General features: G+C 52.5%; 27 protein-coding genes. 25 read left to right on the top strand and 2 right to left on the bottom strand.

Annotated elements, in window-relative coordinates:
- The first annotated feature begins 108 nt into the window (after positions 1-108).
- The 10 genes from ACFOLF_RS15220 to ACFOLF_RS15175 all read left to right on the top strand — a co-directional run bounded on the left by ACFOLF_RS15220 (position 109) and on the right by ACFOLF_RS15175 (position 9,111).
- On the top strand, positions 109-1,320 hold the full coding sequence (locus ACFOLF_RS15220) for an oxalate decarboxylase family bicupin (RefSeq protein ID WP_210043059.1): 1,212 nt from the start codon (positions 109-111) through the stop codon (positions 1,318-1,320).
- A 58-nt stretch (positions 1,321-1,378) separates the two neighbouring features.
- The gene (locus tag ACFOLF_RS15215) at positions 1,379-1,795 is read left to right on the top strand and encodes a DUF4395 domain-containing protein (RefSeq protein WP_210043057.1); all 417 of its coding nucleotides are present in this window, start codon (positions 1,379-1,381) and stop codon (positions 1,793-1,795) included.
- Between the two features lie 168 nt (positions 1,796-1,963).
- Complete coding sequence (locus ACFOLF_RS15210) at positions 1,964-2,638, top strand: response regulator transcription factor (RefSeq protein ID WP_210043748.1); 675 nt, start codon at positions 1,964-1,966, stop codon at positions 2,636-2,638.
- Positions 2,635-3,612, top strand: a complete 978-nt coding sequence (locus ACFOLF_RS15205) for a HAMP domain-containing sensor histidine kinase (protein WP_210043055.1) — start codon at positions 2,635-2,637, stop codon at positions 3,610-3,612. Before ACFOLF_RS15210 ends, ACFOLF_RS15205 begins: the two co-directional genes overlap by 4 nt.
- Positions 3,613-3,801: 189 nt before the next feature.
- A complete protein-coding gene (locus tag ACFOLF_RS15200; RefSeq protein ID WP_210043046.1) occupies positions 3,802-4,722 on the top strand; it encodes an ATP-binding cassette domain-containing protein in 921 nt (306 codons plus the stop codon).
- Positions 4,719-5,504 (top strand): ABC transporter permease, encoded by a 786-nt coding sequence (locus ACFOLF_RS15195; protein ID WP_210043031.1) that lies wholly within the window; start codon positions 4,719-4,721, stop codon positions 5,502-5,504. Before ACFOLF_RS15200 ends, ACFOLF_RS15195 begins: the two co-directional genes overlap by 4 nt.
- A 300-nt stretch (positions 5,505-5,804) precedes the next feature.
- A complete protein-coding gene (locus ACFOLF_RS15190; RefSeq protein ID WP_210043029.1) occupies positions 5,805-6,416 on the top strand; it encodes a TVP38/TMEM64 family protein in 612 nt (203 codons plus the stop codon).
- A 74-nt stretch (positions 6,417-6,490) separates the two neighbouring features.
- Positions 6,491-7,312 carry a VanW family protein gene (locus ACFOLF_RS15185; protein ID WP_210043027.1) on the top strand — a complete coding sequence of 274 codons (822 nt, stop codon included), beginning with the start codon at positions 6,491-6,493 and terminating at the stop codon, positions 7,310-7,312.
- Positions 7,313-7,336: 24 nt separating this feature from the next.
- A complete protein-coding gene (locus tag ACFOLF_RS15180; protein WP_210043025.1) occupies positions 7,337-8,245 on the top strand; it encodes an effector binding domain-containing protein in 909 nt (302 codons plus the stop codon).
- An 11-nt stretch (positions 8,246-8,256) separates the two neighbouring features.
- The gene (locus ACFOLF_RS15175; RefSeq protein ID WP_210043023.1) at positions 8,257-9,111 is read left to right on the top strand and encodes a sugar phosphate isomerase/epimerase family protein; all 855 of its coding nucleotides are present in this window, start codon (positions 8,257-8,259) and stop codon (positions 9,109-9,111) included.
- 458 nt (positions 9,112-9,569) lie between these two features.
- Here ACFOLF_RS15175 and ACFOLF_RS15170 read toward each other — a convergent pair whose 3' ends face one another.
- Complete coding sequence (locus tag ACFOLF_RS15170; protein WP_210043020.1) at positions 9,570-10,400, bottom strand: phytanoyl-CoA dioxygenase family protein; 831 nt, start codon at positions 10,398-10,400, stop codon at positions 9,570-9,572.
- Positions 10,401-10,528: 128 nt separating this feature from the next.
- Here ACFOLF_RS15170 and ACFOLF_RS15165 point away from each other — a divergent pair, with 128 nt between their 5' ends.
- The 4 genes from ACFOLF_RS15165 to ACFOLF_RS15150 all read left to right on the top strand — a co-directional run bounded on the left by ACFOLF_RS15165 (position 10,529) and on the right by ACFOLF_RS15150 (position 15,609).
- Positions 10,529-11,392 carry a helix-turn-helix transcriptional regulator gene (locus ACFOLF_RS15165; RefSeq protein WP_210043018.1) on the top strand — a complete coding sequence of 288 codons (864 nt, stop codon included), beginning with the start codon at positions 10,529-10,531 and terminating at the stop codon, positions 11,390-11,392.
- A gap of 68 nt (positions 11,393-11,460) precedes the next feature.
- The gene (locus ACFOLF_RS15160) at positions 11,461-13,278 is read left to right on the top strand and encodes a DUF5693 family protein (protein ID WP_210043016.1); all 1,818 of its coding nucleotides are present in this window, start codon (positions 11,461-11,463) and stop codon (positions 13,276-13,278) included.
- A complete protein-coding gene (locus tag ACFOLF_RS15155; protein WP_210043008.1) occupies positions 13,275-14,681 on the top strand; it encodes a glycoside hydrolase family 26 protein in 1,407 nt (468 codons plus the stop codon). The genes ACFOLF_RS15160 and ACFOLF_RS15155 overlap by 4 nt, the downstream gene beginning before the upstream one ends.
- A gap of 253 nt (positions 14,682-14,934) precedes the next feature.
- Positions 14,935-15,609: a DUF421 domain-containing protein gene (locus ACFOLF_RS15150; protein WP_210043006.1), complete on the top strand. Its 675-nt coding sequence runs from the start codon at positions 14,935-14,937 to the stop codon at positions 15,607-15,609.
- Positions 15,610-15,612: 3 nt separating this feature from the next.
- On the opposite strand, the gene ACFOLF_RS15145 is transcribed toward ACFOLF_RS15150, so the two are convergent.
- Positions 15,613-16,431, bottom strand: coding sequence for a PPK2 family polyphosphate kinase (locus ACFOLF_RS15145; protein ID WP_210043004.1), 819 nt, complete (start codon positions 16,429-16,431; stop codon positions 15,613-15,615).
- A gap of 187 nt (positions 16,432-16,618) precedes the next feature.
- On the opposite strand from ACFOLF_RS15145, the gene ACFOLF_RS15140 reads away from it, so the two are divergent.
- The 11 genes from ACFOLF_RS15140 (at position 16,619) to ACFOLF_RS15090 (ending at position 24,074) form a co-directional block, all read left to right on the top strand.
- On the top strand, positions 16,619-17,143 hold the full coding sequence (locus tag ACFOLF_RS15140; protein WP_210043002.1) for a YfiT family bacillithiol transferase: 525 nt from the start codon (positions 16,619-16,621) through the stop codon (positions 17,141-17,143).
- Between the two features lie 169 nt (positions 17,144-17,312).
- A complete protein-coding gene (locus ACFOLF_RS15135) occupies positions 17,313-17,765 on the top strand; it encodes a GNAT family N-acetyltransferase (RefSeq protein WP_210042999.1) in 453 nt (150 codons plus the stop codon).
- Between the two features lie 15 nt (positions 17,766-17,780).
- Positions 17,781-18,794 carry a TIR domain-containing protein gene (locus ACFOLF_RS15130; protein ID WP_210042992.1) on the top strand — a complete coding sequence of 338 codons (1,014 nt, stop codon included), beginning with the start codon at positions 17,781-17,783 and terminating at the stop codon, positions 18,792-18,794.
- Positions 18,791-18,976 carry a hypothetical protein gene (locus ACFOLF_RS15125; protein WP_210042990.1) on the top strand — a complete coding sequence of 62 codons (186 nt, stop codon included), beginning with the start codon at positions 18,791-18,793 and terminating at the stop codon, positions 18,974-18,976. The genes ACFOLF_RS15130 and ACFOLF_RS15125 overlap by 4 nt, the downstream gene beginning before the upstream one ends.
- A 300-nt stretch (positions 18,977-19,276) precedes the next feature.
- Positions 19,277-19,492 (top strand): hypothetical protein, encoded by a 216-nt coding sequence (locus ACFOLF_RS15120; protein ID WP_210042988.1) that lies wholly within the window; start codon positions 19,277-19,279, stop codon positions 19,490-19,492.
- Between the two features lie 259 nt (positions 19,493-19,751).
- Positions 19,752-19,940 carry a hypothetical protein gene (locus tag ACFOLF_RS15115; protein WP_210042986.1) on the top strand — a complete coding sequence of 63 codons (189 nt, stop codon included), beginning with the start codon at positions 19,752-19,754 and terminating at the stop codon, positions 19,938-19,940.
- A 309-nt stretch (positions 19,941-20,249) separates the two neighbouring features.
- The gene (locus tag ACFOLF_RS15110; protein WP_210042984.1) at positions 20,250-20,696 is read left to right on the top strand and encodes a tellurite resistance TerB family protein; all 447 of its coding nucleotides are present in this window, start codon (positions 20,250-20,252) and stop codon (positions 20,694-20,696) included.
- Between the two features lie 137 nt (positions 20,697-20,833).
- Positions 20,834-21,424 (top strand): TerD family protein, encoded by a 591-nt coding sequence (locus ACFOLF_RS15105; protein ID WP_210042982.1) that lies wholly within the window; start codon positions 20,834-20,836, stop codon positions 21,422-21,424.
- A 48-nt stretch (positions 21,425-21,472) separates the two neighbouring features.
- Positions 21,473-22,048 carry a TerD family protein gene (locus ACFOLF_RS15100; RefSeq protein WP_210042980.1) on the top strand — a complete coding sequence of 192 codons (576 nt, stop codon included), beginning with the start codon at positions 21,473-21,475 and terminating at the stop codon, positions 22,046-22,048.
- 91 nt (positions 22,049-22,139) lie between these two features.
- Positions 22,140-22,718, top strand: coding sequence for a TerD family protein (locus ACFOLF_RS15095; protein WP_210042973.1), 579 nt, complete (start codon positions 22,140-22,142; stop codon positions 22,716-22,718).
- Between the two features lie 87 nt (positions 22,719-22,805).
- Positions 22,806-24,074 carry a TerD family protein gene (locus ACFOLF_RS15090; RefSeq protein WP_210042971.1) on the top strand — a complete coding sequence of 423 codons (1,269 nt, stop codon included), beginning with the start codon at positions 22,806-22,808 and terminating at the stop codon, positions 24,072-24,074.
- Positions 24,075-24,096 lie beyond the last annotated feature (22 nt).

Here is a 24,096-nt window from a genome sequence, read left to right as displayed (position 1 = left end):
CTCATAAATTAATTAAATGTGAACCCGATACCTGACCGGAGACAACATATAAGCTGCAGATGGATGATGGGGCAAAATGCGCAATTTGAACAGGAGGGGAATTTGTTTATGGAAGATACACCGAATCAGTTAAGGGGCAAAAAAGTCGAAATACCGGAGCCTATACGCCGCAGTGATGGAGCTGGGGCAACGGACCCGGGGCCGCGCGATATTATGCGCGATCTGGAGAACCCGGATATGCTTGTTCCTCCAGTCACGGATTCAGGTCTTCTGCCGAATATGAAATTCTCATTCTCCGATACCCATATGCAGCTGAATCAAGGAGGATGGTCGCGGGAAATTACAGTCCGGGATTTTCCGATTGCGACTACGCTTGCGGGCGTGGATATGCGCCTGACTCCGGGCGGCGTTCGCGAGCTGCATTGGCATCAGCAGGCGGAATGGGCGTATATGCTGTGGGGTAGTGCGCGGGTTACCTCGGTTGACCAGAATGGGCGCAATTTCATTGCCGATGTCGGGCCGGGGGACCTCTGGTATTTTCCCGCCGGAATTCCCCATTCCATTCAGGGGCTGGAAGAGGGCTGCGAATTTCTGCTGGTCTTTGACGACGGCAGCTTCTCCGATCTGAATACCCTCTCGATATCCGATTGGTTCGCGCACACGCCCAAAGAGGTGCTTTCCGCGAATTTCGGCGTGCCGGAGCATGCCTTTGACGCTATTCCGTCCGGGCAGGTCTACATTTATCAGGGCAGCATTCCAGGCTCGCTGGAAAGCCAGGCGGTCCAGTCGCCGTATGGAACCGTTCCGCAAAGCTTCACCCATAAGCTCCTGGCCCAGACGCCGCTCAAGACGCCGGGCGGAAGCGTGCGGATCGTGGACTCCAGCAATTTTCCCGCGGCCAAAACGATCGCTGCCTCTCTGGTAGAGATTGAACCGGGAGCCATGAGGGAGCTTCACTGGCATCCCAATAATGACGAGTGGCAGTATTATCTCACCGGGCAGGGGCGCATGACCGTTTTTGCCGGCAACGGGATCGCCCGGACCTTCGATTACAGAGCCGGGGATGTGGGCTATGTGCCGTTTGCATACGGGCATTATATCCAGAACACAGGTACTCAGACCTTATGGTTTCTGGAGATGTTCAAGAGTGACCGCTTTGTTGACGTATCGCTCAACCAGTGGATGGCGCTGACGCCCCGCGAGCTGGTGGAGAGCAATTTGCATGTCGGACCGGAACTGCTTGATGCGCTGCGCAAGGAGAAATGGCCGGTCGTCGAATATCCGGGCTTCTCCTTTATTCCCCCAATAAACAGGTATTGAATTAATAATTTAAATCGGTTAAGTTGGAATTATCTGAACGAACAGGGGAGGTGGCACGGTGAAAGAAGTGCCGATGCCCTATATTAAGGCCAACCAGGCGGGAATTGTGCTGCTGGCTGCTGCCGCTTTTATTTTTCAGGAGCCATGGATCATTGCCGCGCTTTGGGTAATTCAGACTGCAGGTCTGCTGCTTGGGGGACAATGGAATCTGTTTGTCCGGATCGCGAAGCCGTTCCTGACCGTGGCTGGCCGGGAAACGCAAGCCCTGGAGCTGCAAAGGTTCAACAACACCCTGGCGGTCTTGTTCCTTACACTGTCGCTGGCGTCATTTGCTCTTGGCTGGACCATTGCGGGTTATGCGTTTACCGCGCTGCTGGTGATCGCCGCCGGAGCTGCGCTGCTGGGAGCCTGCATCGGCTGCGTGGTCTATTTTCAGTACAAACAGTTTATGGCCAGAAGACGCCTCAGAACGTAAGCCCGGCTTGATGATTGCGGTAACGGCAGCCAGGCGGAATAAGACATCTCAAGGCACCTTTGGGGGTGTCTTTTTTTTCTATCGAAACATAAGGGGAGAGGCTCGCGTCCAGCGAAGCGCGGAATGGGCGATGAGTGGATTGTATGATACGATAAACCAAGGTGATGAATAATGAAAAAGATATTGTACATAGAGGACGATCCGGAAATCGGAAGCTGGGTTGTGGAAGAGCTGGAGCAAAGGGGGTTTGCAGTGAAATGGCTCATGTCGGGCGAAGGGGCGGACAAGGAAGGCCGCAACCATGATCTTGTTATCCTTGACGTCATGCTGCCCGGCCTGGACGGCTTCACGGTTGGACAGCGCCTGAAAAAAGAATCTCCCCAAATACCCGTATTCATGCTGTCCGCACGATCGGCTGTAGACGACAAGCTTCAGGGCCTGCAGTTTGCGGACGATTATTTGACCAAACCGTTTCATCCCGACGAGCTGGCTGCGAGAGTGGAGGTTTTATTGAGGAGGTCGGGTTCGGTACCTTCGAATACGGTCATTCTTGGGCATATTCGCGTCAACCTGTCCGAGAACACGGTCAGGGACGACCGGACGGGCGAGGAAATCAAACTGACAGGCAAGCAGTATCAAATATTGATGTATTTCCTACGCCATCCGAATCAGATTCTGATGAAAGAACAAATCTATGAAGCGGTTTGGGGCGAGCCCTATATCGAAGGGGATAAGACATTATTGGTCCATATCCGGCATCTTCGGGAAAAATTGGAGCTGAATCCGGGCTCCCCCGAAATTGTGGAGACAATCCGCGGCCTGGGTTACAGGGTAAAGCAATGAAACCGAAAAAATCGTTATTGAATCCCTATTTATTGATTAATTTTTTGACGGTGACGCTTTTGCCAATCCTGATTCTGGTAGTGTCCGTTGGTGTTTTTCCAAACTTCAGCGAATACAATCCTTATCTTAATTATATGATCGCAATCGTAACGATCCTGGGTGTCTTTATTCTGATCTCCTGGTTGTTTTTCTACAAAATAAGAAAAAGACTGATGCATCTGCAGGAAGCGATGGCCAAGCCGGCCGGCAATGGCATTCCTCTTCCAATCCGCATTGACAAGAGAGACGAGATTGGCCAGCTGGGGGATTCCTTCAACAAAATGGTTCATGAGCTTGAAATCAGCCGTCATCGCGAAAAAGAGGAAGAGGCGCTTAGACGGCAGCTGATTTCCAATCTGTCCCATGATTTAAGAACGCCTCTAACTGCGATCAGAGGTCACGCCTATCGGTTGAAGAAAGAATCTTTAAGTCCGAAGGGGCGGGAGTCGCTGGACGCCATCGATCATAAAATCAGTCATCTCGGGCAGCTGCTCGAAAATCTCCTCTCCTATACATTGCTGACGTCGGGAAAGTACCCGTACCGCCCGGTGAAGACAGATATGATCCGCCTGCTGAAGGCCTCCTTTACCGGCTGGTACCCCGCTTTTGAAAATATGGGCTTCTGCATTGAATTGAAATGGCCGGAAACCGCTTTTCACTGGGAGATCGACCCCCAATGGATGGAACGAATACTGGACAACCTTTATCAGAATATTAACCTTCATGCCAAACAGGGAAAATATATCGGGATAAGCGCAGATGCGCAGCTGGAACGGATTATCATTGAAGACCGCGGACCGGGGATGCACGTTGAATCATCTGCCGGAGGAGCCGGGATCGGTCTGTCGATAGCGGGTCTGATGCTGCAGGAAATGCAGCTTCATTGGGAAATTGAAACCAATGAGCACGGAACGAAAATATGGATCCAAAAATGAATGCAGGAGCAAAAGGGGCTGAAGCGGGTTTCAGCCTCTTTTTTTGTACGCGGATAGAGCGGAGAAAATTAACCCAAATTTAAACGCGCCGCCCCTGGTTCTTAACCTTGACAAGCTAATATGAAGGCCGGGGTGAGGATCAGGAGTGGAATGATCGAAACCATCAATAAGAGAGGAGATGCCGTCAGAGTGAGCGACTACGTTCTGAGAACGAATCAGCTGTCCAAGGAATACGGGGGTCATAACGCGCTGGACCATGTCGATCTTTCCATCCGCCGAGGCAGCATTTACGGTTTTATCGGGCAAAATGGAGCGGGCAAATCGACGCTTATGCGGATTGTAACCGGACTCGCCTTCCCGACAAGCGGTTCGATCGAGCTGTTCGGGAAAAGCGGAGCGCAGGAGATCATGGGGGCCAGATCGCGCATAGGCACAACCATTGAAAGCCCGGCCTTGTTCCCGTTCATGACCGCTTACGAGAACATGGAAGTACAGCGGCTGCAAAAGGGAATCAGGGATAAGGAAGCCATTGAGGAAACCCTTGCGATGGTCGGGCTGCAGGAGACCGGCAGGAAGCTGGCGGGAGATTTCTCCCTGGGAATGAAACAGCGGCTTGACCTTGCCATCGCACTGCTGGGACAACCGGAATTTCTTATTCTCGATGAGCCCACGAACGGGTTGGACCCGATGAGCGTCGTAGAGCTAAGGGGGCTGTTAAAGAGGCTGAACCGTGAGAGCGGGATAACTATCCTGATTTCCAGCCACATTTTGAGCGAGCTTCATCTGCTGGCCACGCATTATGGAATCATTCATCAAGGAAAACTGCTGGAGCAGCTGACATTGAAAGAGCTGAGCGGGAAGTGCCGGCAGTATCTGCATATCAAAGTGGACGATTCCGGGCGGGCTGCCGAGGTGATGCGGCGGGAGCTTGAGGGTGCCGAATTCAAAGTGATGCCGGATGGCATCATCCGGCTGTTCAACCCTGTCGAGCATCCGGGCAAAATCTCATCCATGCTGGCAGCCTCAGGTCTCGAAATCGAGCAGTTTACGCCGACGGGCGAGCATCTGGAAAGCTATTTTGTCCAGCGGATCGCCGGGTGCGGGGCATGAGCCATTTGATAGCGTCGGAGTGGTACAAGCTGAGGAAGAACGGCCTGTTCCGTATCATCTGCTTTTTTATGGTTGCGGCGGCGGTCATTTTTCCGTTGTTTACTTATTGGAGTTATCCGAAGGACGGGGGATCGGGCATCACGCTCACCGGAATCGAAATGTATGTGAACGCGATGATGATGAATCAATTTTTTCTCAAAATTTCGCTTGGCCTTCTGGCGGGGTTTTTCATTTCCAGCGAATATTCCTCCGGCGTGTTAAAGAGAACCGTATCTGCCGGGAAAAGCAGAGGGCAGGTTTATGTTTCGAAGCTTATGATTTACTCGCTTGGTGTGGGCCTGACCTCCCTGCTGGCTCCTGTCCTCAGCGTCGTCATCGAAATTCTGATGAGCGAAGCCGGCCTGCTGTCCGGATTCGGGCAGCCCACGGGAATTTCCACGATAGCGTATGTGCTCAGAACGCTGGGGTTTACCGTCCTGTTTGCCGCCGCTTTCGCATCCATCGCAGCATTTGCTGCCGTTATCCTGGCTGACAATGGCAAAACAATCGGCTTTTCCATCCTTTTTTTCCTTTTCGTCGATCAGATTCTCCATTCTTTGGGTAATTACGTGCCTCTTTTCAAGATGGTGTATGATTACTCGCTTTTCAAGCTGTTCACGGCGACGATCGAATTCAGAATGGATAACAGCGATCTGTTCCTGTCCATTGTCATGCCGGCCGCAACATTCGCGGTCTTTGCGTTATGGGGGATCTATATTTTCCGCCGGAAAGAAATTCAATGACGGCAAGTCCGGCTCGTGCAAAGGGGTGATATCGTGAAAAACAGCATATATATTATAGTCGGAGTCATTGTAGTGGCGATTGTGCTGCTCATGTTTCTGATGCCGGCCCCGAATAACTAAGACAGATGGACGAGGTTAATCGTCCTGGATAAACAAGCAGGCAGCCGGGAGTTTTCCTTGGGCTGCCTGCTGCTGTATGGAGCGGTTCACAAGAATATCCGGATTGCCTGCGTATTCCGAGGGTTTATTTGGTAAGATGAAGAAAGAATCGCCAACACGATAAACAGGATGTGCTCATAGATGGATATATCGTCGCTGCTTACGGAAGACAATCTGCAGGATCTAATGGAGCGTTACCGGTCATTCGGACCGCTTCCGGGCATCCTCCTGACGTTTCTGAAATCCTTCATCCCTCCGCTCCCGACGCTGGTTATCGTGGGAGTCAACGCTGCCGTGTACGGCTTGTGGCTTGGTTTCTTCTATTCCTGGCTGGGCCTCATGCTGGGCTGCACGGCGACCTTCCTGATTGTCAGAAGAATTGCCCGCCACCCTTACATGCAGCGTTTTGCGGATAAGCCCAAAGTGAAACGCAGCATGGAATGGGCCCGCCGCAATGCGTTCAGCTATGTGATGCTGCTCAGCCTGTTTCCGGTAGGTCCTTTTGTTGTGATCAACATTGCCGCCGCCTTGGCCGGAATGCGCCTGCGGTCGTTTGCGGCGGCGCTTGCAATCGGTAAAGCCATTATGGTGTTCGCCGTTTCCTATATCGGCTACGACCTGTCCCGTTATGCGGAGCATCCGGTTCAAGTGCTGTATGTGGTTGTGTTCCTTGCGGCTTCCATCCTCGTAAGCAAGAAAATTGAGGCCTTCTTCGCGCGCAATGCCGCAAAACAGACAGACCCGGATCAATAGGGAGGCCGCCGGCTGCTTCCTTCCTGCTCCATGAGGTTAGTAGTAAGTAGCTCATCCGTGGAGGCGGTGAAATCATGAAGAGACCCGTACCGCGATCAAGAATGAGACTGGCGGCAGGACGAACCTATTTTATGTGGAAAAGGTATCTGCAGTGGGTGCTGGACCGCACAGCATTCGCCAGGACATTCTCGGAGATGGATTTGGCGCACTGCATTTTCCGGCACGAAACGCCAACCCTGCGGGAGCTGAAGGATGTCGACATGTGGCTGCAGCATAACAAGCAAACGAATTTGCAATTGGCTGCAAAGCGCCTGAACGGGCTGATTCTCCGTCCCGGCGAGACGATGTCTTACTGGCGGCTGATTGGCAGCCCCAGCAAGCGCAAGGGCTATAAGCCGGGAATGGTGCTGTTCTACGGCGGCTTCAAACCGGGCATCGGCGGCGGCTTATGCCAGCTCTCCAATCTGATCTACTGGATGACGCTGCATACACCGTTGTCCGTCATTGAACGTCACCGCCACAGCTACGATGTGTTCCCGGATTCCAACTGGACGCAGCCGTTCGGAAGCGGCGCAACCTGCGCTTATAATTATCTGGATCTGATGATTCATAATCCGACGGAATCATCGTATCAGCTTAAGGTTGAGGTTAGAGACCATCAATTAAAGGGCGAATGGCGCGGGACGGAGCAGCAGGTGTACACCTATGAGGTATACGAGAAGGATCACTGGATTACACAGGAATTCTGGGGCAGCTACGTCAGACATAATGTGCTTCACCGGCGGGTTTACCGGTTCGATGGGGAGCTGCATGACGATGAATATATTACGGAAAATCATGCACTCATGATGTATTCGCCGCTTTTGGAGCAATCTAACAGAAGCGAACATGCATAATTACGTTTAAGGGGGATTCCGGAAGTGACGAGGCAAAGCGAAACCGAACCATCCATGCAGGTTAGAACGGTTGTGATTGAGAAGATCCATCTGGTCGGTCTGCTGAGTCGGGACGGGCTGAAGAAGGAGCCGGAGCTGCGCGGGGAATTGAGTGCGAGGGCGGCCGAGATTGCAAACCGCACCGGGGAAGACGAGTATCTGGTCATTATCCCCGGGGGGCTGCTCGCAGCCGTGCCTGTGACGAGCATCGCGGATGTTCCTGATGGAATGATGGGCTATACCCTCATGGGGGATGAGTATGTATCGTTCAGCTTTGAAGCCGGCCAGGCCGCGGCATTCTGGGATTTTTTCGGCAAACCGGAGAATCTCGCACGCTATCATCTGGATACTGAAAAGCCGCGTTTTGAAATAATGAGGGAGGCACTGCAGCTCTCGGGCAGGACGGAGGTCTATTTTCCGTTGAAGGAGCGGGATGTGAAGGTGGTTGTGCTGCCGGAGCTGAAACTGATCGGTATTCGTGTGGCGGCCGCAGATGCCGCGGGATACGCGGAGCAAATTCCGCCAGCCTTTGAACGGCTGCGGGCACGGCGGGAGGAGATTGCCGGCAGAGTGGAGCCGGAGAAGCTGTACGGCGCGTTTTATGTCAGCAGCGAAACAGAGCAGGAGGAAGGCTACTGGGCCTGCGCGGAGGTGGAGGATATTTTGTCTGTCCCAGAAGGAATGGAAGCGGTGAAAGTGCCGCCGCAATCGTATGCGGTTACGGATCATCGGGGACAAATCAGTCAAATATTCCAAACCTATGAGCAGCTGCATAAGTGGATTGCGGACAAGGGCTATGAGCGCGTCCTGCATGCCTGGCATCTGGAGCAGTATGAAGCTGCCGGCAGGGGGGCAGTGATCGTTCATCTGCATGATACGATTACCGTAGATTAAGGGGGAGAACCATGATTCGACTTGGAGGATCCATACCTGGAGCTGGCGGAGATCCGCAGCAGCTGGCCCGGGCATATCGTGAATTCGGCTATCGCGCCGCGATTTGTCCGGAGGTTGAAGCAAGCGATTCGGCGGGCATCCGCAGCATACGGGATGCCTTCGCCGGGGAGGACATCCTGATCGCGGAGGTCGGCTGCTGGTCCAATCTCGTAGACTCGGATGAGGCCCGGAGGAGGCGCAACCTCAACTTTGCTTATGAGCGCTTGAATTTGGCGGAAGAGGTCGGCGCGCTGTGCTGCATTACATATATCGGCTCCGCCGCTGCGAATACGCAGTATGACCCGCACCCGTTCAATCTGTCGCCGGAAGGCTTCGAGCTGGCGGTCGATACCGTCCGCGGCGTGATCGATACGGTGAAGCCGAAGAGAGCCAGGTTTGCGCTGGAATTTATGCAGTGGGTGCTGCCGGACAGTCCGGAGGCCTGCCTCGATCTGATCAAGGCTGTGGACCGGCCGCAGTTTGCCGCGCATCTGGACCCCGTCAATATCATTCTGACGCCGCGTCAATATTTCAGTAACGGAGAATTGATCAAACGCTGCTTCGAGCTGCTGGGCCCATATATCGTGAGCTGTCATGCCAAAGATATCAAGCTGGGCAACAAGCTGTCTTTGCACCTTGATGAGACGCTGCCGGGAACGGGGAACCTGGATTACGGAACATATCTGCGCGAGCTGAACAAGCTGCCGGGCGAAATCCCGCTGCTGCTCGAGCATCTCCACACGGTTGAGGAGTACGCGCAGGCCCGAGATCATTTGACTGCCGTCGGCAGGGATGAAGGCATCCTCTTCTACGGAGCGGAGCAATAGAGTCCGCCAGTCTGCGGGAGCTCGAAGCTGTGGAGGCACATGAAAAGGGTTTATGGCTGCCTGCAGACGATAATCTGCAGCGTCCATAAACCCTTTTTCAAAATATAGAATGTATAAACTCTGCCATACTTTGCTTATATTTCTAAGGGAAGACCCCCCCCCCTCTGCCGCCAAAAGGACGGGACAGCCGTTTCTTCTTGAAATATAAGCAACAAGTATAAACTCCTCCATACTTTGCTTATATTTTTGAGTGAAGAAACTTGCTGCGCCGCCAAAAAACGGCGAAGCCGTTTCTTCTAAAAATACCGGCAAGGTATAAATTTTATCCTGTCCTTTCCGATATTTCAGAGAGAATAGCTTTTTGCGGGAGCCGCCAGGGGACGAATCTCAGCCGTTTCTTCCTGCTGCTTGTGCAGCAGTTCCCCTGTCACGCCGCTGATTTCCCTGCTTGGGTCGCTTCAGCACTCCGCTTTGGTCATTTCATTGGTGAAAATCCGTTTATACTCCTGCGGTCTCAGCTTGACCGCCGATTCCGGGGCATAATGGAACTGAAGCGCGCGGCGGCGTTTGTCCGAGAAGTTGTACGGCGTTCCGTGATAGGTCAGGCCGTGGAAGAAGAGAATGCCGCCTGGCTTCAGAGGTACGGCAGCATCCCGGTCCACAGGGACATTGGTATCGCAGATCTGCCAGTCGCGGACGGCGTAATGAGGCGTCGCGCCGATCATATGGGAGCGGGGGATCACATGCATGCAGCCGTTATCAATACCCGCCTCGTCCAAGGCAATCCACACGCCGATCACCGGCTTGTCGAAGGCCAGCGGACCGTAAGCCATGTCCTGGTGCCAGGGCTTCTCGCCGCCGCCGTGCGGAGGCTTGAGCAGAGCCATGTCCTGGGCCAGCTTCGATGCTTCTCCCAGCAGCTGCTCAATGATGGCAAGAATACCTGAATGCCCGGCCAGGACGCGCAGCCGCGGCTCCACATCGACAAAGTTGTGGACCTTGCGGACGGCAAGCTCCATCTCCTCTCCGGGTGCAAGCTCGCTCCGCGGTTTGACGAATTCCACTTGCGCACCCGTGTCGGGATCGCCGATAATATCCGAGATTGCCTGCACAGCGGATTGGATTTCCGCATCCGACAGCATGTTCTCAATGGCCAGGAAGCCCTGCTCGTAGAACTGTCTGATATGCTCTCCGGTGAATTCAGCTCCTGAGGCCAGCGGAGTGTGTACAGTCTTGATCGGATACAGCCGTTCGTTGATTTCCTGCGGATTGACGGCAACTTTTCTCATCTGCTTCAACTCCCGTTTCGTGGTTGGTTTCTATCTCCAATTTAACCGATCAGGGGGCAGATCCAAATGGCGGAAAAGGCTTTATTTTTGTAGGAAACGGCATAAGGGCAAGAAATGGGGGAAAAGTGATGGAGCCTGGTATGGAGGATATAGGAAGCTGGCATTTCAACAATGCGGGCGCTTGCGGCAAAGCGGTATGCGAACCGGAGTGGCGTTGGGACCCTCCTGCCCCCATGGAGGATTATGACATTTGGTACGTGATGGAAGGGCAGGGAATGATCCAGATCAACGGAACGGCTTATCCCGTCAGCAGGGGCACCTTTGTACTCCTCTATCCGGGGGACGTCATCCAGGCCCGCCACGAGCCGGATGACCGGTTGACGGTCATTTATGTTCACTTTCAGTTTGAACCGGAAGGAGGGCTTGCCCCCGGACAATCCGGGCTGCCCCGCTATTTGCGTCTGGAGGACCCGCAGTGGCTGGAAATGTACCTGCTGCGGGTGCTGGAGGTGGATCGCTGGGAGAGCAAATGGAAGGAAGAAGAGTTTGACCTGCTGCTCAGGCTGATCATGATCCGTCTTATACGCGAGACGGAGCTGCAGGAGCAGGAGACGCCTGTCTCCCGGATGAACCGTCAGCGGATACAGAAGGTGACCGATTACATGCGCCAGCATATGCGCGAGCGGCTTACTCCCGGGCAAATAGGCGATGTCTTCGAATGCTCCCCCCGTTATTTAAGCAGGCTGTTCAAGCAGTATACGGGAATTTCGCTGAAGGAGTCTATCACCCGGATCCGTATGGAGCGGGCGACGGTGCTGCTGGCCGAAACCTCGATGACCATCACGCAAATAGCGGAAGCCGTCGGCTATTCGGAGCTTTTTTATTTCTCGAAGCTCTTCAAGCATATCCATGGTGTCTCCCCGCAGCATTTCCGCTACAAGGGCGTGCTGTCGGAGAAGCATACCGTAACCCACGAGCCGGATAAGAGCTGAATCAGCCGTAAGCGGCCTGTTGGATTATGGTATAATAAGGAATACTTTTGCGAATTTGAGGTGTGATTTTGTCGAAGATTGTAAAAATAATAACGTTTGCCCTGCTGGCTGTTACCGTGCTGGGCTCTCTGCCGCTGCTTGCGGAGCGCTGGAAGGCTGAGCATAACGACCGCCTGCTGGAAATAGCCGTCCCCGGAGCCTGGGTCCTGGGAGCTGAGGGACAAGCGGACGGGCCGAAGGCGAAACGCTGGAAACAGGCGGGAGCAACGACCGTTATGCTGGATACAGCCTTGCTGCCGGGGAAACAGGCAAGCCCGGATGGACAGCTGCCTGAGCCGTATCGCGCTGCGGCAGCCGCGCTGCGTCAGGAGGGCCTGCAGGTTGCCGCTTATGTCCGTGCGGAGGCTGTTCCCGAGGATGAGGCGCGAATAAAGGAGCTGTTCCGCGGGCTCGCGGATGCCGGAATTGACCGCGTCCAGTTCGCGGGAATGGAGATTCCGGGCTACCCGGACAAGCTGGGGGCGCTTGCAGGTAGCATTGTGGACAATGGGCTCCATTCCGTTCTGGTGAAAAGCCAGAGAGGGGCGCTTGAGCTCTCGCGGCAAAGCGGTTATCTGTCAATCCGCAGTTTGTTCTTCGACATGCCGAAGCTTGCGTCAATGACGGTCAGAGAAGCTGCCGACGCTTTTGAGCTTGGCGTCCGTGAACGGGGAATCCGCCTTATTACATATATGCCTGAATCGCCAGGCAGTCTGCAAGATAATGGGGGAGAAGCCTCCGGTACATATCAGGACCATGCTCAAAGCATCATAGAGACGCTGCGGGCAGAACTCGGTCCCGAATTTGCTTTTGGCGGGGCAAAGCCGATTACCGATCATATGGAGGCTCCCGGCAAGCTGCCGCGAGCCATTCCGGTTATCGGAATAGGAGCCCTGTTCCTGCTTTTGGGCAGCTGCCTGTTCGGCGCTTTAACGCGGACACTGCAGAGAGCTGTCGTGTTCGTCGTGGCCGCGGCGACTTTGCTTCTATTGGCGGCATGGTTATTCGCGCCTGCGCCTTGGGATGGCCGGATAGAGAGCGTCATCGCCTTGTGGGGCGCCGTATCGGCGCCATCGGCTGCGGTATTGTGGCTTCGCGGAAGATTGCGCAGCTTCCATTGCGCTTCGGCTGCGGATCGGCAGCCGGGAGAGCGGCCGCAAAGTCCAATCGTTTCGGCGATTGCGTCATATATCGGTGCTTTGGCCATCACCCTGGCCGGCATCGTCTACGTAACTGCGCTTCTAAGCGATATCTCCTATCTGGCGTATGTCGATCTGTTCCGCGGCGTCAAACTGCTGTATGTCGGACCGATTGCGCTTATATCGGCCTGCCTGCTGGTCGATGGCGGCTGGCGCGGCATATGGCCCAAACGTACTTCCACAGCTCTGAAGGGCGGCGGCTCCTTGAAGCCACGCAGATTGTGGCTTGGCGGAGCCGCCGTGCTTGCCGCCGCGGTGCTGCTGGTCTTCCTGCTTGCCCGCACGGGCAACAGCGATCTGGTGCTTCCCTTTGAAGCGGAGCTGCGCCAGCAGCTGACAGACTGGTTCGGCATCCGTCCGCGGACGAAGGAATGGCTGATCGGCCATCCGCTGCTCATGGCTGCCGCATGCCTGCTCGCCTATCGGAACAGGGGCGCCATTGTTCTTCCGGTGGCGGCGATCGGCCTCTGCTCCATGATGAATACCTTCACGCATATTCATTCCCCGCTTGCGGTTTCCCTGACCCGCTCATGGACAGGGGCATTGATCGGAGGAATACTCGGACTTGTGGTCTACATCGCAATGTTCAGCAGGAGTGCGCAACAACATAGATCCAAGAAAGCTGCGTTGGAGGGAAACAAACTGTGATTGTAACAGACACAAAGCGCCGTAAACGGCCGGTTTGGCTGTGGATTCTGTGCGGGATTGTCATGCTGATGCAGCTGGCGATGTTCGGATATGTAGGCTATAACCAATACCGGGTTGTAGATAAGAAGGACTGGACAATCCGCACCAGCCTTAGCGATTACCCGCTTGCCAAGGCAGAGCCGGTCGAAGGTATTTATCTGGGGGGCTATGTGCTGCAGAACCCCGCCATCGAATTCAGCATGAAGACGTTTAACGAACGGACAGGCCGCCCCCACGCCAGCTTTTTCAAATATGTCGGATACGGCCAGCCGTTCCCGGCCAAATGGGTGGAGCAGGTGAAGTCAATCGGCGCTGTGCCGCATATCGCATTCGAGCCCAATGGCGGGCTTGATGAAGTGCTCGATGATGTCTATTTGCAGGGCTTTGCCGATGAAGCCGGCAAGGCCGGCGTGCCCATATTCATGCGGTTCGCCTCGGAGATGAACGGGACGTGGACGGCCTACAGCGGCGATCCGCAGAAATATATGGAGAAGTGGAAGCTGGTGCAGGGTATTTTCAAGGAAAGGGCGCCTAACATTGTCATGGTCTGGGCCGTCCTGTTGGTCCCCGAGGAAACGATAGAGAGCTTCTACCCGGGGGACGACTATGTCGATTGGGTCGGAGTTAATATTTATAGCGTTAAATACCATAACGACAGCCGGCTTCATTCTTCCGACTTTGAGGATCCGCTCGATCTCCTCAATTTCGTCTATAACCGCTTCAGCCGCACCAAGCCGATAATGGTCTCGGAATACGGGGCGACGCATTATTCGGTTACCGACGAGAAGACTGACCTCGCGTTCGCTGCGGATAAGATCAGCCGCTTCTACCGCGAATTGCCGGACAAGTACCCCCGCGTAAAGGCGGTCTTCTACTTCGATGTCAACAATACAGCCGAATACAACGCCGATCGGCGGATTAACGATTATTCGGTGACGACGGAGAAGGATGTGCTTTCCGCATACAGCGGGACGATCACGGGTCCGAAATATTTAAGCAAGGTTGAACCGCATAGCATTCAGGGCACGAAGACCGAGCAGCTTTTCACTTACAGAGGGCTTATTTACAGTAAAGGCGATGAGGTATATGCCGACCAGACGTACTTTACGCGCACGCTTGGTCTTCGTCTTGAGCAGGATGGCGCCGCGGTCAAGGTCAGCAAAGGAGAGCAGTCCGTACAGGTCCGCTCCGGCAAGAAACGGATCTGGGCAGGCTATCATTATATGAATTATCTTCCCCGCTACCGTTCCATGGTGATGCTTCCGCTGAAGCGGACGCTTGAGCCTCTCGGGTACAAGGTTGGAGTCACCGGCCTGGATGTGACTGTGAAAGAAGCGGCAGGGGACTCCGGCAGCGCGCCATAACCAAATAAAAGACAGCAGACAGGGTATGAACGCACTGGTTCAAGGCTCTGTCTGTTTTTTGAAATTCCAGAACGTATAAAATGAGTTTTCCTTTTCCGATGTTTCTGTGAGAGTCACTGGTTTTACCGTCAATGGTCGTCTTCCGCCGTTTCTTATTAAGGTGGGAAATGATCTCAAGCCGTGTTCCGGTTCACCCCGTTCCCCTAACGGGTATAGGATGCATAAACGGGATATTCTGAAATGGGGAAGCGCTATGGATTATACGTATATTGCGGTCAAATTGGTCACTGCATTTGTTGGATTATGGATCATGACCAAGCTGCTGGGAAAGAAGGAAATTTCACAGCTGACGCCTTTTGACTTTATCTCGTCCCTGATGTTGAGCGAGCTTGTCGGGAACACCATTTATGACAGGGAAGTCCGCTATGGGGAGCTGCTGTTCGCTCTTGCCCTATGGATGGTATTATCGCTTGCGCTGGAAAAAGTCGCGGAGATCTTCCCGCAGCTGGCCACAACTTTGAGCGGCAGACCGGATATTATTATACGGGATGGAAAAATTGACGAGAAGGCCATGAAGCGCAATAATTTGGATATGCACCAGGTCGGAATGCTGCTGCGGGAGCAGGAGGTATTCAGCCTGCGGGATGTGGCCTATGCGATCTTCGAAACCAACGGCAATTTGAGCGTGCTCAAATCGTCTGCTGCGGAGAATATCACACGCAAGGATCTTAAGCTTCCTGAGGAACCTGTATATCTGAGCCGTATCCTCATTGATAAGGGCTTTGTCGAGAAGGATGAGCTTCATGCGATCGGCCGCGACGAAGCCTGGCTGCTTGGGGAGCTGCAGGCCCAAGGCATAACCAGACTGGCGGACGTCGTCTATGCGGAATGGTCGGAGGACAGCGGCTTGTACGTACAGCGAAGATAAAGATCAGTTCTGCGTTTCTTCGAGATTGAACAGGCTGGAAGCGTCGAGATCGACCTTGGGATAAGACAGCTTCAGGTCGCGCACCGCTTTGACGATAATTTTCAGCACCAGATAGTCGCGGAACCAGCGGTTGTTGGCCGGCACGATATGCCAGGGACAGTCCTTCGTGCCGGTTGCGGCGAAGGCATCCTCGTAAGCCTGCTGGTAGTCATTCCAATACCGGCGTTCTTCCAGATCGGTCGGATCGAACTTCCACAGCTTTTCGGGATTTTCCAGCCGGTCTTTAATCTTGTTCAACTGAAAATCACGGGAAATATGCAGAAAAATTTTGATTACGGCAATTCCGCTGCCCTGCAGAAGCTTCTCGAAGTGGCGGATATGCTTCAGTCTGGACTTGACCTCTCTCTCGTCAATCAATCCGTGGACACGGGTAATCAGCACATCCTCGTAATACGAGCGGTTAAATGAAGTCAGGTAGCCTTTGGCCGGTGTAACCTTGTGTGTGCGCCAGAGAAAATCATGCGCCGCCTCGTCGGTAGTCGGCTTCTTGAAGCTTTCCGCCCGAAATCCCTGGGGATTCAGGTTCGCCAGCACCTTCTTGATAACCCCGTCTTTCCCGCTGCAGTCCATGCCCTGGAATAAAACCAGCACGCCGTTTGTTTTGCTTGCGAACAGCTTTTCCTGCTCGTCCTGAAGCTCTTCCTTCAGACGCTCGAATTCTTCCCTGATATCATCTTTACTGCCGATCGACGCGGTGTCTTCGGGATCGAAGCTGCTCAGCCTGACCGTCTCCCGCTTGTTTAACCGATAGTGATTCAGCATGGTATGAAACGCTCCTTTGCTTACAAACAGGTATGGAATGCATTTACCTCAATGGGAACGGTTGAATCACGATTCTAAAGAGGAACAGCCTGTCTAAATATGGGCTCTCCTCTTATTATAGTTCAGTTTTAAATAATTATGGATTATAATGATGGCAAATAATTGAATCGAGAGGGTGGTGCCCCAAATGGAACAATTGCGATTTCCGATCGGAGCGTTCAAGCGTGAGGACGCGCTGGATGAAGTGCGGCGGGCAAGCCTGATCGGCGTGCTGGCACAAGCGCCGGCCTTACTGGGACAAGCCGTATCGGGACTAACGGAGCAGCAGCTGGATACTCCCTATCGGCCTGATGGCTGGACAGTGAGACAGGTGGTCCATCATTTGGCGGATGCGAGTATGAACGGCTATATCCGCACCAAGCTGCTGCTCACGGAAGATCAGCCCATGGTGAAGACGTTTGACGAGCAGAGCTGGGCGGAGCTGCCGGATGCGAAGAGCGTGCCGATTGAGCTGTCTCTGACGCTGCACGACCGGCTGCACCGCCGCTGGGTGATGCTGCTGAAGTCGACGCCTGCCGGAAGCTATGCGCGCCAATACAATCATCCTGAGAACGGTCTGTGGTCATTGGATGAAGCACTGTCTTTCTTTGCCTGGCACAACCGTCACCATATCGCGCATATTACCTCGCTGCGTCAGCGGAAGGGCTGGTAAGCAAGGAATGTACCGGAACTCAATTTAATCGACAAACGGAGGTAGATGACGACAGCAGCAAAAGATCATGAACAAGCTGGAGCAAATGGGAACGGAGCAAATCAAACGGACCCCTGTATCTGTTAACATGAAGAGTGACTAACCTGTCACAAGAGAGCAAGGTGAGCATTTGACAAGCATAGTGGTGCGTGAAGCGAAGGATTTGAACGAATATGATTTGTCTTCTATGCTTCAGGAGAGTATGGAGGAAGGGTTCCGGCATGTGAGCCGGCTGCTGCAGGATTACGCGGACGGAAGCAACCGTTTCGACCGGGAGGGCGAAGCTCTTTTTGCAGCTCTTCATAATGGAAGCGTTATCGGAGTCGGCGGCTTGAATCTGCTTGCGGCAGAGCAGGGAGGCCCAAGCCGGGTCGGCCGCGTGCGTCGGGTTTATGTCCTGCAGAGAGCAAGAAGACTCGGGGCCGGCAAGCTGCTGATGGAGGCGATAATGGAGCATGCCCGCCCCTATGTTTCGGTGCTGGCTCTGCGGACGGAAAATCCGGCCGCGGACCTGTTTTACCAGACTCTTGGTTTTGTGCCCGCCCCCGGAAATGAGACTGTTACGCATCAGCTGCTGTTATAGAAAAGGAGTATTGCGGTGACAATTAAACCCAAGGTTTTTATCGGTTCTTCACGGGAAGCGATGGCTTATGTGAACGCCATTCACGATCAATTATCATTCAGCGCAGAAGTCACCCCGTGGCATGCCGGCGTGTTTCGGGGGAATGATTACCCTATGGAAGCGCTCGAGAGACAGCTGGAATCCAATGATTTTGCCGTATTTGTATTATCCCCCGATGACGTCATCCGAATGCGGGGGAAAACCTATTTTATTGCACGGGACAATACGATGTTCGAAATGGGGTTGTTCTGGGGCAAGCTCCGGCGGGGGCGTGTGTTCTTCATGATTCCGGATCAGGTTCAATCCGGCAGGGACGGCCAGGAAGTGGATCAGTATCATCTGGCAAGCGATCTGGAAGGCCTGACGGTGCTGAAATACGAGGCTCACCGGACGGACGCCAACCGCATCGCGGCAGTCAACCAGGCATGCTCGTTCCTGATAGGCCGCATTCATGAGCTTGGGTTCTTCCTGACACCGGATAAAGAATTGGAATCAGCCCATCAGGAGTTGACTCTTCTTCGCTCCGTCGTTCATTTCTACCGGGATTTCAACAAGGGAATTCTGGAAAGGGACAGGCATGAGAACGAGCTTATCGATGCCGTCCGCAATGCCTATGAAGCAAGCTGCATCCACTATAAAGTAAAAGGCGCCGCCCTCTGGGAGGCAAGCTCTGATGAAATCCGGCAAATTGCGGGTAATGTAGGTAAAGAGCGCATATACTCCATTCAGGCCAATAATAAGCTGGGAGCAGGAGAGCCGCGCAAGCTTGTGGTGGATGCCTACCTGAACAGCAAAATTGAGTTCATCCAGATCGGTCAGGATGTTGTAAACGAATATTTGCTGTGCTATCCTATTAGCAGTTCGCATGTAATCAGCATTCACATCACGGGGCATTCACCGGTTAGTCCCGATGATTTTGAACGGTTGTTTCAACAGAATCAGGGACTTATGGGAATCATACATCATTTATTTGGAGGGGATTGGGCATGAACAGATCATTCGACCGCAAGAATGGCGCGAAAGGCATACCTGTTTATACCGTCCATGGATCCAATGCGCCGCTCAGGCGGGAGAAGCAGGCTGTCGGCTCTGTTCCGACTACGGATGGCGATAAGGAAGGCATCGTCGTTTTTTCCAGAAAAGCCGTTTACATGAAACCTTCCTTTCTATAACCAATAAGGACTCCTTCCAGTTTGCATGAAGGGTTTTATTGACAAGACAATCGCTCCTTCAGGTCTACCTGAAGAATTTTACTCTTTTGCCGACAATGCTCCCTCCGGTTTCCCGGAGGGATTTTTTTTATTGACCCGGTTCTATTCGCCGCAAGGTTGGAATAAGATTAGCAGGTATGGCAAATATTACAATGTTACAATTTTGTAGCAAGTTGTCCATTGGATTGAAAGCGTTCTCCCTATCCCCTATACTTAGCCTAGATATTGATTTCACTATTTTAAGATTAGGGAGGGCGGAAAGTGGTTAAAGAATGGGTAACCATAAGTGTTATTGCGTTTGGTGTGATTATCGCCGTTATCGGCGTGGTTGCCTATCTGCGTATGTACAAAAAAATCGCCTGGACGTCCTCCCCTCCGCCGGAGCAGCCCCAGCAGACGATTGAGACTGTAAATGATTCAACCGCCCGGCCCGAGTCGGGTCAAGCCCCCTTAAAGGATGAGCACAATACACCTTAAACAAGAATAAATTAAAGAAATGCCTCATGCAGATTAAAAATTCTTAACAGAAATTGTATATACTGTTCGCTTTCCATACGAATTCAGAACTGTTATAATTAACTGATAAATCAATCTTTTTCAGTCTATGAGCTCGCCTCAAATCAGCCGGATCGTTCGATACAGATGGGGTGCCAGCCGCACGGGTATTCCGTTGAACCGTGTGCGCTCTCGTACATGAAGTGTTAGGACCACCAACCGATGATAGGGAGGGGATTTCATGGCTAAACGCAGCCACAATGAAGTCAAAGAAAGCCTACAGGAACTGACGAGGATTTTTCAACCCAAGGATTCACGAAAATTTGTAAAGGATTATATCCGCAAGTATCGGATCATGGGCGGATACGAGGACGAGCTGACTATGGTGGTCGATCATGAGATGGGAAGGCTTCGGTCTTCAGTTAGCTAAAATAGGTCAACTATCTGCCTTGCCCATATTTTTCGGGTCAAGGCTTTTTTGTGTTTATCGTGCAAGTTCTGGAAGTATCAAAATATATCAAAACAGCAAAAAATGAGGTGCAAGGCAGCCCGGACAGGGTAATAAAAAGATGGATAAGTACCAGGATCCGACATTTATTGCGAATTTACACCTGCTCAAACATTAAATGAATATAAATTCTTGTCTAATGATGTGAAATCTCCTGTCATTTGCGGTACTATTAAGATGGTTAATATAAACGGTGTTTCAACTTTGGAAGAGAACTTAAGGAGGAGAAGTATGAGTAATTTTAAAAATTGGCTGAACAATTCCAAAAAAAACCTGGGCGATCAGGTGAAAAAATTCAAAAATAAGGATTTTATGGATGCGGTCGCGGCCGGATGCGCCGTTGTAGCCTATGCGGATGGCAAAGTAGATGTGGAGGAAAAGAACAAAATGGCGGGGTATATCAATCTCAGCCAGGAATTGAAGGTTTTCAATATGGCTGATGTCATTGACCGTTTCAATTTCTATGTCAATAATTTTGAATTTTCCGCAGAGATCGGCAAGCAGGAAGCGTTGAAGGCAATCGCAAAATTCAAAAGCAAGCCAGAGGTTGGACGCGTCATTGTTGGCGTTTGCAGCGCAATCGGGGCGGCTGACGGCGATTTTGACCTCCAGGAGCAGGCGGTAGTGCGCGATATCTGCAACGTTCTGGGCCTCAGCCCAAGTGAATTCAGCCTGTAAATCATTAAACCCTTCAAATATATTAATTAATCTAATGAAACTCTTTATCCATGTGATGCGTACAGTCTAGTATCTTCATTTTTCTACATTATCTGATAGACTTCATCACAAATTTGGGAAGGAGGTGACGTAAGCAAATGGCTTCCATAAGTTTGGTTAAAGGCCAAAAGATTGACTTGACCAAAGGGAATTCCGGCCTGGCGAAGGTTGTTGTGGGACTGGGCTGGGATCCGGTGAAATCCAAAGGATTCTTCGGCGGCGCCAAGAAGAATGTCGACTGCGATGCATCGGCCATTCTCTTGAACAGCGAGGGCAAACTTGCGAACGATAATCAGGTTATCTGTTTTCATAATAAGAAAAGTCCTTGCGGCTCCGTGGTTCATTCGGGTGACAACATTACCGGTGAAGGCGACGGCGATGACGAACAGATTTTCATCGACCTGGCCAAGGTCCCCGCAGATGTGCATAAAGTGCTCGTTGTCGTCAATATTTACGATTGCGTGAACCGCAAGCAGGACTTCGGCATGATTCAATCCGCTTATATCCGCATTCTGGACGGATCCGGCAGCAACGAACTGACCAAGTTCAATCTTTCCGACAACTATGCCGGCTTGACGGCTTTGGTCTGCGGTGAGCTTTACCGTCACGGAACGGAATGGAAATTTGCCGCTATCGGCGAAGGTACCCACTCCCCTCATATCAACGACTTGGCTGCACGCTACAAGTAAATTGCTCGACCCTTATACTTAAAATGACGAAAGCGGGTGCTTTATCAGATGGCAATTAACTTATCCAAAGGTCAAAAAATCGATCTCACAAAATCAAATCCGGGACTTTCCAAAATCACTGTAGGACTTGGCTGGGACACCAATAAATACGATGGCGGCAAAGATTTTGACCTTGACGTCTCCGTGTTTCTGACGAATGCGGAAGGTAAAGTCACCAGCGACAAAAACTTTATTTTCTTCAACAATAAGCAAAATGAAAACGGATCGGTTGTGCATGCCGGCGATAATCTTACCGGCGAGGGTGAAGGCGACGACGAGCAGGTTAAAGTGGATCTGGGTTCCGTACCTGCCGATGTTGAGAAAATTGCCTTCACGATCACGATCTATGAAGCACCTGAGCGCAATCAAAACTTTGGACAAGTCTCCCGTGCCTATGCGCGCATTGTCAATGATGCCAATCAGGAAGAATTGGTCCGTTTTGATCTGGGCGAAGACTTCTCGATCGAAACAGGCGTGGTTGTCGGCGAGCTGTACCGCAATGGCAGCGAGTGGAAATTCAACGCGATCGGCAGCGGCTACAAGGATGGTCTTGCCGGATTGACGCGCGATTATGGACTTGCTTAATAAGCTGTAAGTACTGCAGGGCCGCCTGACACGGGCGGTCTTGTATTCTTTATGAACGATGAAACGGTAAACAGCCGGGAAGGAGCATACGATGTCAATTAATCTTTCAAAAGGACAACGGATTGATCTTACCAAAACAAACCCGGGTTTGACCAAGGTGGTTGCCGGTCTGGGTTGGGATACGAACAAATACAGCGGCGGCCAGGATTTTGACCTGGATGCATCTGCTTTTCTGCTCTATGAGGACGGCAAGGCCAAGGGCAGCGACGATTTTGTTTTCTACAATAATAAAAGCGGCGGAAACAACTCCGTTGTTCATACGGGAGACAATCGTACGGGGGAAGGCGACGGGGATGACGAACAGATTCTTGTCGATCTGAGCCGAATCCCGGCTGCCATTCATCGTATCGGGATTACGGTCACGATCCATGATGCCGATGCCCGCGCCCAAAACTTCGGACAAGTGACGAACGCGTTCGTGCGGGTAGTGGATGAAGCCTCAAACCGTGAAGTTCTGCGTTTTGATCTGGGGGAAGACTTCTCTACGGAAACCGCTGTTGTATTCTGCGAGTTTTACCGTCACGGGGCAGAATGGAAGTTTCAGGCGATCGGAAGCGGCTTCTCCGGAGGCCTTGCCGCTCTTTGCCGAAACTACGGGTTGGACGTTTAACGCTCCAGGCTCCAGGGTGGCAGGTCATTATATGACTTCGGCCATCCTTTCTTCTTCATCTTTATCAACCCTTAAGGAGGACGCTTAATGGGCACCACGGTAATTAAGGGGCAGAAGGCGGATCTGACCACTGCGGTACCAGGATTGCAGGACATCACTGTAGGAATCGGATGGAACGCGCAAGCATCGCTTGAGCTGGATACCTCCGCCTTTTTGCTGGGAGTAAACGGAAAAGTTTCCAGCGATGATGATCTTATTTTCTATAACAATGCTTCCACCGCATTCATTAATTATCAGGATGGACAAGCTGCTCCTGTCCAGAAGCAATTCAAAATCCAGCTGAACCGGGTACCGGAGAATATAGCGAAAATCGCCTTCACCCTGACGATCTATGAAGGCGAGAAGCGTCGGCAGAACTTTGGCCAGACCAGCGGCATTTTCATTCAATTCCTTAATAATCAGAACGGTACGGAAGTGCTCCGGTATGATCTGGCAAATGACTTCTCCGTTGAAACGGCCATTGTGGCAGGGGAATTATACCGGCACAATGGTCAATGGAAGTTCAATGCGATTGGCGCAGGCTTCTCGGGCGGTTTGGACGCCCTGTGCGGAAATTTCGGCATTGAGGTCAGCGAGGCCGCGCCTGCTCCGGTACCAACGCCGCCAGCATCCAAGCCTGCCACTGCGCCAGTCCCTGCACCGCAGGCGGCTGCTCCAACCCCAGCTCCAGCCCCGACGCCAGCTCCGGCTCCGCTTAATCTGACCAAGATTGAGCTGAAGAAGAAGGGCGACACCATCAACCTGAAGAAATCAGCAGGCGGTCTTGGTGAAATTCTGATCAACCTGAACTGGAATCAGAAGAAGAGCAAAACTGGATTATTTGGCCGCAGCAAAGGGGTTGACCTGGATCTGGCTTGCCTGTTCGAGCTTAAGAACGGCGATAAAGGCGTCGTCCAGGCGCTGGGCAGCTCATTTGGCTCCTTGGACAGGCCTCCTTTTATCGCTCTGGATGGGGATGACCGCACCGGTACGGTATCGACCGGCGAGAATATGAGGATTAACGGCGCCCGGATAGCGGATATCAAGCGCATTGTCGTGTTTACGTTTATTTATGAAGGAGTCAAGAACTGGTCTGACGCCGATGGCGTTATTACGATCAAGCAGGCCGGCGGCCCGGAGATCGTTGTTCATATGAACGAGCATGACAACAGCAAGGGAATGTGCGCCATTGCCATGATTACGAATGTGAATAACGAAACCTTCAGCATTGAACGGCTTGTACAATTTTTCAACGGCCACAGAGAAGTCGATGAGGCTTATTCCTGGGGCCTGAGATGGAAAGCGGGAAGTAAATAAATCGGTTGAGAGGCGGCATTAA

The sequence above is a fragment of the Paenibacillus sepulcri genome (genome assembly GCF_042647105.1).
GTDB classification, from domain to species: domain Bacteria; phylum Bacillota; class Bacilli; order Paenibacillales; family Paenibacillaceae; genus Paenibacillus_Z; species Paenibacillus_Z sepulcri.
The sequence above is the reverse complement of the archived record's forward strand: the minus strand, read 5'-3'. Positions and strand labels throughout refer to the sequence as shown.